Source organism: Blastococcus saxobsidens (genome assembly GCF_002938435.1).
Lineage (GTDB): Bacteria > Actinomycetota > Actinomycetes > Mycobacteriales > Geodermatophilaceae > Blastococcus > Blastococcus saxobsidens.
Genome location: NZ_POQT01000004.1, coordinates 170592 through 180969, shown reverse-complemented (window position 1 = coordinate 180969; position 10378 = coordinate 170592). Strand labels below are relative to the sequence as shown.

9 protein-coding genes and 1 pseudogene are annotated in these 10378 nt (G+C 73.9%); 2 read left to right on the top strand and 8 right to left on the bottom strand.

The window, feature by feature from the left end:
• The 3 genes and pseudogenes from C5507_RS04205 to C5507_RS04195 form a co-directional block, all read right to left on the bottom strand.
• Nucleotides 1-412 (bottom strand): annotated as a pseudogene (locus C5507_RS04205) (ribonuclease E/G); the annotation flags it as partial.
• Nucleotides 413-755: 343 nt separating this feature from the next.
• Nucleotides 756-1523: a TIGR03936 family radical SAM-associated protein gene (locus C5507_RS04200; protein WP_104527265.1), complete on the bottom strand. Its 768-nt coding sequence runs from the start codon at nucleotides 1521-1523 to the stop codon at nucleotides 756-758.
• A complete protein-coding gene (locus tag C5507_RS04195; protein ID WP_104527264.1) occupies nucleotides 1523-3466 on the bottom strand; it encodes a TIGR03960 family B12-binding radical SAM protein in 1944 nt (647 codons plus the stop codon). The genes C5507_RS04200 and C5507_RS04195 overlap by 1 nt, the downstream gene beginning before the upstream one ends.
• A 154-nt stretch (nucleotides 3467-3620) precedes the next feature.
• On the opposite strand from C5507_RS04195, the gene C5507_RS04190 reads away from it, so the two are divergent.
• On the top strand, nucleotides 3621-3827 hold the full coding sequence (locus C5507_RS04190; RefSeq protein ID WP_104527263.1) for a hypothetical protein: 207 nt from the start codon (nucleotides 3621-3623) through the stop codon (nucleotides 3825-3827).
• A gap of 116 nt (nucleotides 3828-3943) precedes the next feature.
• Here C5507_RS04190 and ndk read toward each other — a convergent pair whose 3' ends face one another.
• From ndk to C5507_RS04175, 3 genes are read right to left on the bottom strand one after another with little or no spacing between them, the layout of a single operon-like run.
• Nucleotides 3944-4354: a nucleoside-diphosphate kinase gene (gene ndk / locus C5507_RS04185; protein WP_104527262.1), complete on the bottom strand. Its 411-nt coding sequence runs from the start codon at nucleotides 4352-4354 to the stop codon at nucleotides 3944-3946.
• A gap of 11 nt (nucleotides 4355-4365) precedes the next feature.
• Nucleotides 4366-4773, bottom strand: a complete 408-nt coding sequence (locus C5507_RS04180) for a DUF4233 domain-containing protein (RefSeq protein WP_104527261.1) — start codon at nucleotides 4771-4773, stop codon at nucleotides 4366-4368.
• Nucleotides 4770-6122, bottom strand: coding sequence for a bifunctional folylpolyglutamate synthase/dihydrofolate synthase (locus C5507_RS04175; protein WP_104527260.1), 1353 nt, complete (start codon nucleotides 6120-6122; stop codon nucleotides 4770-4772). Before C5507_RS04175 ends, C5507_RS04180 begins: the two co-directional genes overlap by 4 nt.
• A 42-nt stretch (nucleotides 6123-6164) precedes the next feature.
• Between C5507_RS04175 and valS the strand changes: the two genes are divergently transcribed.
• Nucleotides 6165-8750 (top strand): valine--tRNA ligase, encoded by a 2586-nt coding sequence (gene valS / locus C5507_RS04170; protein ID WP_104527292.1) that lies wholly within the window; start codon nucleotides 6165-6167, stop codon nucleotides 8748-8750.
• Between the two features lie 76 nt (nucleotides 8751-8826).
• Here valS and C5507_RS04165 read toward each other — a convergent pair whose 3' ends face one another.
• Entirely contained in the window at nucleotides 8827-9753 is a 927-nt protein-coding gene (locus C5507_RS04165; RefSeq protein ID WP_104527259.1) for an oxygenase MpaB family protein, read from the bottom strand.
• Nucleotides 9754-9819: 66 nt separating this feature from the next.
• On the bottom strand, nucleotides 9820-10350 hold the full coding sequence (locus C5507_RS04160) for a DUF1697 domain-containing protein (protein WP_104527258.1): 531 nt from the start codon (nucleotides 10348-10350) through the stop codon (nucleotides 9820-9822).
• Nucleotides 10351-10378: the final 28 nt, after the last annotated feature.

Genomic DNA, 10378 nt, shown 5'->3' with positions numbered 1-10378 from the left:
GGCGCGGCGCGGCGGGCACGTCGGCCGGCGGCGCCACGAAGCTGATGAAGGCCGGCACGGGTGCCGTGGGGGCGGCGGCGACCGGCTCGGCGGCGCTCGGCTCGGCCGCGCCGGCCGGCCGGGTGGCGCGGCGGCGCGGGCGGGCGACGACGGCCGTGGGCTCCGGCGAGCTGAACTGTGCCCCGAAGGGCGAACGCACCGGCTCGTCCTCCTCGGCCTCGACCTGAGCTTCACCCTGAGGCTCGGGAGCCTCCTCGGTCTCGTCGAGGGCGTCCTCGGCAGGCGCCCCCTCGTCGGGGGTGGCCGGGATGCCGGTCACCTCGGCCTCGGCGGGCTGCGGGGTACCCGCGGCGACGCCGGCCCCGCTTTCGGTCTCGTCGGTCTCGGTGGTCGTGTGGTCGGTGTCAGCCACGAGGGCTCTCGCCTCCTGTGTGGTGCTCCCGGGCGCCGATCGGTTCGACTGGCGGCCGCGCAGGAGCACGGGTTGGGCGGGGCGAGCCGCCGCGCGGGGTACGGCGGTCAGGCTCGCCCTGCGGAAGTCTGATGCGGCTCCCGCGCGGCGGTTGCCGCGGCCGGGGGCCGGAATGCTGTGGTGCCCGCGCCCGGTGCCGCTGGACGCGGTGTGTCCTGGTGGTGCCGGTCGTTGCAGGTGGTGCGGTGGTCTGGGTCGCCCGGAGCCGGTTGGCCCGGAGCGGGTCGCGTCACGTCTGGCAGCCGTGCCGCTCGACGGCGCAGGCCCCGGGGGGCTCCGCCGGTCAGACCGTGGCGTGCTCCTCCTGGACGGAGGGTCGCGCCTCGCGGTCGGGACCGAGCGGGTCGGCCACGGTCCCGGTGTCGTCGAGCCGGCCCTGCGCCTCACGCACGGCCCGTGGGGGCGACGGCGGGCGCAGGTCGGCGACGGCAGCCAGGGCGGCCAACACGTCGTCAGGTCGAACGGCGGGCGTGACCTGCCGGACGACCATGTGCAGTATGGCACAACCTGCCTCAACGGCTGCCGACGCGCTGGCCACGGCCGGCCGTGCGTCGATGTCCTTGAGGCCGTTCTTGGTGCGCTTGGCGACGGTGACGACGTCGCTGGCGAGGAACTTCTCCACGGCCGGCTGCAACTCGGCCAGTGCGACGCCCGGGAGCTCCACCCGCCAGACCGAGGTGTCGATCCGGTCGGCCAGCGAACCGGTCCCCTGCCCCGCCTCGACGCAGTCCAGGACGGCGATGTCCTCCGGGAGCGCGGCGTCCAGCGCGGCGCGCACCGCCTCGGGGTCGCAGCGGATCGCGACCCCGATCTCCAGGTACTCCGCCTCGCTCGCCGAGCCGGTCGGCGCCGCACCGATGTAGGAGATCTTCGGGTGCGGGCTGAACCCGGCCGAGAAGGCCATCGGCACCTGCGCGCGGCGCAGCGCCCGCTCCAGGGCACGGGCCAGGTCCCGGTGCGAGGCGAACCGGAGCCGACCGCGCTTGGCGTAGCGGATCCGGAGCTTCTGGACGGTCGGCGGCGGCGGCGGGCCGTCGGGCTGGCGCGCCATCAGACGACGGTGAGCGGCAGCAGGCTGCGCCCGGTGGGACCGATCTGGATCTCGGTGCCCATCGTCGGGCAGACCCCGCAGTCGTAGCAGGGGGTCCACCGGCAGTCGGCGACCTCCTCCTCGGACAGGGCCTCCTGCCAGTCGTCCCAGAGCCACTCCTTGTCCAGCCCGGAGTCCAGGTGGTCCCAGGGCAGGATCTCGTGCTGGGTGCGCTCGCGGGTGGTGTACCAGTCGAGGTCCACGCCGAAGGCCGCGAGCTCCTCGGCCGCGGCGGCGACCCAGCGGTCGAAGGAGAAGTGCTCGCTCCAGCCGTCGAACTTGCCGCCCTCGCGCCACACCCGCTCGATGACCCGGCCGACGCGGCGGTCGCCGCGGGACAGCAGGCCTTCGATCACGCCCGGCTTGCCGTCGTGGTAGCGCAGCCCGATGGAGCGGCCGATGCGCCGATCGGAGTTGATGGCCTGCCGGAGGAGCTTGAGCCGGGAGTCGATGGTCTCCGCGCTCGCCTGGCTCGCCCACTGGAAGGGCGTGTGCGGCTTGGGCACGAAGCCACCGATGGAGACGGTGCAGCGGATGTCCTTGCGGCCGCTGGCCTCCCGGCCGGCGCGGATGACCTCGACCGCCAGCTCGGCGATCTCCAGCACGTCCTCGTCGGTCTCGGTGGGCAGACCGCACATGAAGTAGAGCTTCACCTGCGTCCAGCCGTTGGCGTACGCCGTCGTCACCGTGCGGACGAGGTCCTCCTTGGACACCGTCTTGTTGATCACCCGGCGGATTCGCTCGCTGCCGCCCTCCGGGGCGAAGGTGAGGCCGCTGCGCCGTCCGTTGCGGGACAGCTCGTTGGCCAGCGTGACGTTGAAGGCGTCGACGCGGGTGCTGGGCAGGCTCAGGCCGACCTTGGAGTCCTCGTAGCGGTCGGCCAGCTCCTTGGCGACCTGCCCGATCTCGGAGTGGTCGGCGCTGGACAGCGACAGCAGCCCGACCTCCTCGTAACCTGTGGCCTTGAGGCCCTGCTCGACCATGGAGCCGATGCCGGTGATCGTCCGCTCGCGGACCGGTCGGGTGATCATCCCGGCCTGGCAGAAGCGGCAGCCGCGGGTGCAGCCGCGGAAGATCTCCACGCTCATCCGCTCGTGCACGCTCTCGGCCAGCGGCACCAGCGGTGTCTTCGGGTACGGCCACTCGTCGAGGTCCATGACGGTGCGCTTGCCGACCTTGGCCGGCACGTCGTCCCGGGTGCGGGTGACGGCGGAGATCGTGCCGTCGGCGCCGTAGGAGACGGCGTAGAAGCGCGGCACGTAGACGCCGTCGACGCGGGCCAGGCGGGCGAGCAGCTCCTCGCGGCCACCGGGGCGGCCCTGGGCCTTCCACGCCTTGACGACGTCGGTGATGTCGCCGACGGCCTGCTCGCCGTCGCCGAGGACGGCGCAGTCGACGAAGTCGGCGACCGGCTCGGGGTTGAAGGCGGCGTGCCCACCGGCGACGACCACCGGGTGGGTCTCGTCGCGGTCGCCGACGTGGATCGGGACGCCCGCGAGGTCGAGGGCCTCGAGCAGGTTCGTGTACCCGAGCTCGGTGGCGAAGCTGACGCCCAGCAGGTCGAAGTCGCGCACCGAGCGGTGACCGTCGACGGTGAACTGCGGGACGCCGTGCTCGCGCATGAGGCCGGCGAGGTCAGGCCAGACGGCGTAGGTGCGCTCGGCCAGGGCGTCGGGGCGCTCGTTGAGCACCTCGTACAGGATCATCAGGCCCTGGTTGGGCAGCCCGACCTCGTAGGCGTCGGGGTACATCAGCGCCCAGTGGACGTCCGTGGACTCCCACGGCTTCGCCTGGGCGTTGAGTTCACCGCCCACGTACTGGATCGGCTTCTGGACCTGGGCCAGCAGGGGCTCGAGTCGCGGGTACAGCGACTCGCCCGTGGCGGTGCGGAGCTCAGCAGTCATGACCGGTCCAGGGTAGACGGCGCTCCGCGTCCGTCCTCCCCCTCGCGGGGTGCCGCCTTCCGGCCGCCCGGCGCGGCGTGCCTGCCCGTGCCCGTCGTCGCCCCGCGGACGGGCGGCAGACTGGACGCACACCACCACGAGCAGGAGGCCAGGCGTGCGGCGAGGGACGAACGACCACGGACGGCTGGCACTGGTCGGCGGGGTCGTGGCCCTGCTGGGCGTGCTGGGCCTGATGGGGACGGCGATCGGCCACGACTCGACGCAGGGCGGCGTCGGTACCGCGCTGGCGGCCGCGTCCTGGCTCGGACTGCTCGTGGGCATCGTGCTGGTGGCCGTCGCGGTGGTCCGCTCGTCGAGGTGATCCGCGCGGCTCGCTGAGCCCGTGGCACCCCCGTCCGGCCCCGCGCCGAGATCGCGCGATCTCGGCACATCAGAGCCCGGGGACCGCCGAGATCGCGTGATCTCGGCGGTTCACCGTCAGCCCAGGTCGGGGAAGAAGAGCTTCACCTCGCGCGCGGCGGACTCGGGCGAGTCGGAGCCGTGCACGATGTTGTTCTGCACCTCGAGGGCGAAGTCGCCGCGGATGGTGCCCGGGGTGGCCTTCACCGGGTCGGTCGCGCCGGCCAGGGCCCGGAACGCCTCGATGGCCCGCGGGCCCTCGACCACGAGCGCGAGCAGCGGGCCGCCGGTGATGAACTCGACGAGGTCGCCGAAGAAGGGGCGCTCGCGGTGCTCGGCGTAGTGGGTCTCGGCGACCTCGCGGGACAGCGTCCGCAGCTCGGCGGCGACCAGGCGGAGGCCCTTGCGCTCGAGGCGGGTGATCACCTCGCCCACGAGACCACGGGCGACGCCATCGGGCTTGACGAGGACGAGAGTGCGTTCAGTCACGGGGCCGGAGCCTACGTGGTGGTCGCGCCCCCGCCGTCGGCGTCGCTCGGCCGGGGCTCCTCCACCGGACCGAACCGGCTGCCGACGAGCTCCTTGCGCACCTGCAGCAGGTAGAGCCAGATCAGCACGAAGGCGCCTCCGACGAACCACATCACGCTGTTCATCAGGCCGGTGAGCAGCAGCGGGACCTGCAGCGCGGTGCCGATCAGCAGCCCGCGCTCCCGCCGCTGGACCCCGCTGGCCAGGATGAGCACGAGGGAGAGGGCCAGGAGCAGGGCGAGCCGCCCTCCTCCCAGCCCCTCCTCGGTCTGCGCGATGCCCCGCGGCACGAACAGGACGGCGATGCCCTCGAGGACCAGCACGCCGGCCGCCGCACCCCGCAACCCCTTCGCGGCCCGCAGCGGGTCGTAGGCCGTCACGAGCGACCGCCGGAGAACAGCGTGCGCGCCTCACCCGCGGTGACGACGCTGCCGGTGACCAGCACCCCGGCCCCGCCGAGCGCGTCGTCCGGCCCCGCCTCGGCCAGCTCGATCGCCTCGGTGACGGCGTCCACGAGGCGGGGCGAGACGCTCACCCGGTCGGCGCCGAAGATCTCCACGGCCAGCGCACCCAGCTCGTCGGCCGGGATGGCCCGCGGCGAGGTGTTCTGCGTGACGACCAGCTCCGCGCACACCTCCTCGAGGGCGGCGAGCATGCCGGCGACGTCCTTGCCGTGCACCGCGCCGACCACACCGACCAGCCTGGTGAAGTCGAAGGACTCCCGGAGCGCCGCCACGGTGGCGGCCATGCCGGCCGGGTTGTGGGCGGCGTCGACCAGCACGGTGGGGCTGGTGCGGATCCGCTCCAGCCGGCCCGGCGAGCGCACCGAGGCGAACGCGGCGCGGACGGTCTCCTGCTCGATGGGACCGGTCGCGGCGCCGGCGCCGAGGAAGGCCTCGACCGCGGCCAGCGCGGTGGCGGCGTTCTGCGCCTGGTGGGCACCGAACAGCGGCAGGAAGACCTCGTCGTACTCGCCGCCCAGCCCCTGCAGCCGCACCTGCTGCCCGCCGACGGCGACCCGGCGCTCGAGCACCCCGAACTCGGTGCCCTCCCGGGCCACCACCGCCTCGACCTCCACCGCCCGGCGGACCAGCGCGTCGAGCGCGCCGGGCTCCTGGTGGGCCAGGACGGCGACGGCGTCGGCCTTGATGATCCCGGCCTTCTCCCCCGCGATGGTCGGCACGTCGGGGCCGAGGTACTCCGAGTGGTCCAGCGCCACCGGGGTGACGACGGCGACCCGGGCGTCGGCCACGTTCGTGGCGTCCCAGGTGCCGCCCATGCCGACCTCGATCACGGCGACGTCGACCGGGGCGTCGGCGAACAGCGCGTAGGCCATGCCCACGGTGACCTCGAAGAACGACATCGGGTGCTCGCCGGCGGCGTCGACCATCTGCACGTACGGGGCGATGTCCTCGTAGACCTCGACGAACCGCTCGGGGCTCACCGGCTCGCCGTCGAGGACGATGCGCTCCCGGACGGACTCCAGGTGCGGGCTGGTGAAGCGGCCCACCCGCAGGCCGAAGCCGCGCAGCAGCTCGTCGATCATGCGCGCCGTCGAGGTCTTGCCGTTGGTGCCCGCCACCTGGACCACGGGCATCGCGCGGTGCGGTGAACCGAGGAGGTCGACCAGGGCGTTGATCCGCGTGAGGGAGGGCTCCAGCCGGCTCTCGGGCCACCGGGCCAGCAGGGCCTGCTCGACCCGGGCAAGCTCACCGGTGCTGCTGCTCATCCTGTGAAGGATGCCAGCCGTGGCTTACCTACGATGAAGGGCATGACCACCGACATTCGCACCCCGGACGCCGCGGCCCCGGGAGGCGGCGGTGGCGTACCCGAGAAGCCGACGATCGACGGCCTCGAGGAGAAGTGGGTCCAGCGGTGGGCGGCCGAGGACACCTACGGCTTCGACCGCGACGCCGCGCTGCAGGCGCCCCGCGAGCAGATCTGGTCGATCGACACGCCCCCGCCGACCGCCAGCGGGTCGCTGCACGTGGGGCACGTCTTCAGCTACACCCACACCGACATCGTCGCCCGCTACCAGCGGATGCGCGGCAAGCACGTCTACTACCCGATGGGCTGGGACGACAACGGGCTGCCCACCGAGCGCCGGGTGCAGAACTACTACGGCGTCCGGTGCGACCCGTCGCTGCCCTACGACGCGTCCTTCGAGCCGCCCGCCAGGCCGGACAAGAACCAGGTGCCGATCTCGCGGCGCAACTTCGTCCAGCTGTGCATGCAGCTGACCGAGGACGACGAGGCCGAGTTCGAGAAGCTCTGGCGGCGTGTCGGGCTCTCGGTGGACTGGTCCAACGTCTACCGGACGATCTCGGAGACCTCGCGGGCCACGGCGCAGCGGATGTTCCTGCGCAACCTGTCCCGCGGTGAGGCCTACGCCCAGGAGGCGCCGACCCTCTGGGACGTCACCTTCCGCACCGCCGTCGCCCAGGCCGAGCTGGAGGACCGCGAGCGCCCCGGCGCCTACCACCGGATCTCCTTCTCCGGCCCGTCCGGCTCGGTCTCCATCGAGACCACCCGACCCGAGCTGCTGCCCGCCTGCGTCGCGCTGGTCGCCCACCCCGACGACGCGCGTTACCAGCCGCTGTTCGGCACGACGGTGCGCACGCCGCTGTTCGACGTCGAGGTCCCGGTGGTCGCCCACCGCCTGGCCGAGCCGGACAAGGGCTCCGGCATCGCGATGATCTGCACCTTCGGCGACCTCAACGACGTCACCTGGTGGCGGGAGCTGCAGCTGCCGACCCGGCCCATCGTCGGGTGGGACGGCCGGATCCTGGCCGACCCGCCGGCCGGGGTGCCCGCCTCCCCCTACGACGAGCTGGCCGGCAAGACCGTGTTCAGCGCGCAGCAGCGGATCGTGGAGCTGCTGCGCGACTCCGGCGACCTGCAGGACGACCCGAAGCCGATCACCCACCCGGTGAAGTTCTTCGAGAAGGGCGACCGCCCGCTGGAGATCGTCACCACCCGGCAGTGGTACATCCGCAACGGCGGCCGGGACGCCGACCTGCGCGAGGCCCTGATCTCGCGGGGCCGGGAGATCCAGTGGGTGCCCGAGCACATGCGGCACCGCTACGACAACTGGGTCGAGGGCCTCAACGGCGACTGGCTGATCAGCCGGCAGCGGTTCTTCGGCGTCCCGTTCCCGGTCTGGTACCGCCTGGACGACGCCGGTGAGCCGATCCACGACGAGCCGATCCTGGCGCCCGAGGCGGCCCTGCCGGTCGACCCGTCGTCCGACGTGCCCGAGGGCTTCACCGAGGACCAGCGCGGCAAGCCGGGCGGCTTCATCGCCGACCCGGACGTGATGGACACCTGGGCGACGTCGTCGCTGTCACCGCAGGTCTCCTCCGGCTGGGACACCGACCCGGAGCTGTTCGCCAAGGTCTTCCCGATGGACCAGCGGCCGCAGGCGCACGACATCATCCGCACCTGGCTGTTCTCCACCGTGGTCCGCGCCCACTTCGAGCACGGCACCGTGCCGTGGACGCACGCCACCATCTCCGGCTTCGTGGTCGACCCCGACCGCAAGAAGATGTCGAAGTCCAAGGGCAACGCGACGACGCCGATCGACGTGCTGGAGCGCTACGGAACCGATGCGGTGCGCTGGCGCGCGGCCGGTGCCCGCCCCGGTGCCGACTCGCCGTTCGACGAGGCGCAGATGAAGGTCGGCCGCCGGCTGGCCATGAAGATCCTCAACGTCGGCAAGTTCGCCCTCGGGTCCGGGGCGTCGGGCGGGCACACCGCCGACCAGGTGACCGAGCCGATCGACCGGGCGCTGCTGGCGGCGCTGGCCGGCGTCGTGGCGGAGGCGACGGCGGCGCTGGAGGCCTACAACTACACCCGCGCCCTCGAGGTCACCGAGTCGTTCTTCTGGTCCTTCTGCGACGACTACGTCGAGCTGGTGAAGACCCGCGCCTACGGCTCCGGCCCCGCGGCCACCTCGGCGCAGGCCGCCCTGGCGGTGGCGCTGGACGTGCAGCTGCGGCTGTTCGCCCCGGTGCTGCCGTTCGTGACCGAGGAGGTGTGGTCGTGGTGGCAGGGGGGCTCGGTGCACCGCGCGCAGTGGCCCTCGGCCACCGAGCTGCCGGCCGACGGCGATCCCGCGGTGATCCCGGTCGTGGCCGCCGCCCTCACCGGGGTGCGCAAGGCCAAGTCCGACGCCAAACAGTCGATGCGCGCCGAGGTGGAGACCGCGACGGTGACCGCCCCGGCCGACCAGGTGCCGCTGGTCGAGGCGGCCCGGGCCGACCTCGCCGACGCCGGGCGCATCCGCTCGCTGTCGATCGAGGCCGGCGAGGGCGAGCTCCGCGTCGACGTCGTCCTGGCCGAGGTCGCCGAGGCCTGAGCCGGGGCGTCGTGCTGGGCTGCGGCCCGGGGTCCACGGGCCCGGGCCGCCCCCGTACGGCGGGACGTGTCAGGCGTCAGGCGGCGCCCACGGTCCATGCCGGGGCGGGCCCCATGCGCAGCCGCCACCGCGCCGCCTCCTCCGACGGGCTGTACGGGCCGAGGGCCAGGCCCAGCGCCCGCAGTTGGGCGCGGGTGACGGCGAGCTGCGCCCGGCCACCGCGGCCCCGCCCCGGAACCCCGGCGCACCCGGCGATCGACGGTGACACCACGTACGCCGCGGCGCCGGACAGCCCGCGGTAGACGACCCGTTCCGGAGCGCTCAGGCCGGGTGGGGCGGCGAGGAACTCCCGCAGGTGACCGGGCACGGGCCGGAGCTCGGGGCCGTAGGCAGCGAGGGCCTCGGCCAGCTCGGCGGCCGTCGTCGGCAGGTCGGTGGCGCCCAGCTCCGTCGCGGCGCGGGCCCACTCCCCCACGTAGGCGTCGGGCCAGCCCCGGCCGAACCGCGACGCCAGGTCCCGGCCGACCGCCTGCTGGGCACCGAGGAAGGCGTCGGTGAAGGCCAGGTGCACCCAGCGCAGCAACGCGGGGTCGGACGCCGAGTAGGGGGTGCCTCCGACCCGGCCGCGGACCGGCGCGTGCATCCCGCGGACCCGTGCCGCCTCGCGCTCGGCCAGCTCGACCGAGCCGAAGGTGCTGACGACCAGCCAGCGCGCGGTCCCGGCCAGGCGCTTCCACGGGTCCTCGCGATAGGCCGAGTGCCGCTGGACCCCGGCCAGCGCGAGCGGGTGCGCGCCCTGACCCAGGAGCGCCGCCACGCCGCCGACCAGCGTGGAGAGGTCGCCGTGCACGCGCCAGACGACGCCGTCGGGCTCGAACCAGCCCGGTCCGGTGCCGACGAGGGCGATGTCTCGGACCCAGTCCGGCGCGCCGGTCGGGTCACCGGAGACGCGGGCCCGGAATGCCTCCCGCGCCTGTTCGGGCAGTGAGGTGAGGGCGCGCACGACTCCGAATGTGCCACGCGCAGCTGACACGGGGGCCGTTCCGCCGGGCGGGCGCCCACAGGCCGATCAGCGGGTGAGCTCGACCAGCTTCCGGACCGTGTTCCAGTTCCGGTTGGTCCCGGCGACGCCGAGGATGCGGTCCCACTTCCAGCTGCCCATCGCGCTCGCCTGGAAGCCGTCCGGCAGCCACACGTAGAGCTCCCGTCCGCGGAGCGCGTACTCGCCACCCTCCGCCGACGGCGCCGCTGCCACCCGCTCGGGGGCCGGCGGCTCGGGGAAGAACGTCACCGAGTACCGGCTGGGGTCGGTGGCGACGTGACCGAGCGGGTCCGCGGCCAGGACGGCGGCCAGCTCCTGCGCCGTCCGGACCACGACGGGGACGTCGAGGGAGAACTCCTCGGCTATCGCCGCGCTCACGTCGGCGGCGAGCTCCACCTCCGGCAGCGGGCTCTCCAGCAGCACGTTCCCGCTGGCGAGGTGGGTGCGGACGGCGCCGTGGCCGCGCTCGGTGAGCACCTCGCGCAGCCGGGGCATGGACACCCGGCGGGTGGCGCCCAGGTTGACCGCCCGCAGCAGGGCCACGTAGCGCGCCGTCACGCGCGCAGCCTAGGCCCGCCCCCCCACC

Excerpts from the sequence above, each read along its gene's own strand:
- valS (WP_104527292.1), top strand. The coding sequence starts at position 6,165 with ATGACCACCGACATTCGCACCCCGGACGCCGCGGCCCCGGGAGGCGGC.
- C5507_RS04195 (WP_104527264.1), bottom strand. The coding sequence starts at position 3,466 with ATGACTGCTGAGCTCCGCACCGCCACGGGCGAGTCGCTGTACCCGCGA.
- C5507_RS04200 (WP_104527265.1), bottom strand. The coding sequence starts at position 1,523 with ATGGCGCGCCAGCCCGACGGCCCGCCGCCGCCGCCGACCGTCCAGAAG.
- C5507_RS04175 (WP_104527260.1), bottom strand. The coding sequence starts at position 6,122 with ATGAGCAGCAGCACCGGTGAGCTTGCCCGGGTCGAGCAGGCCCTGCTG.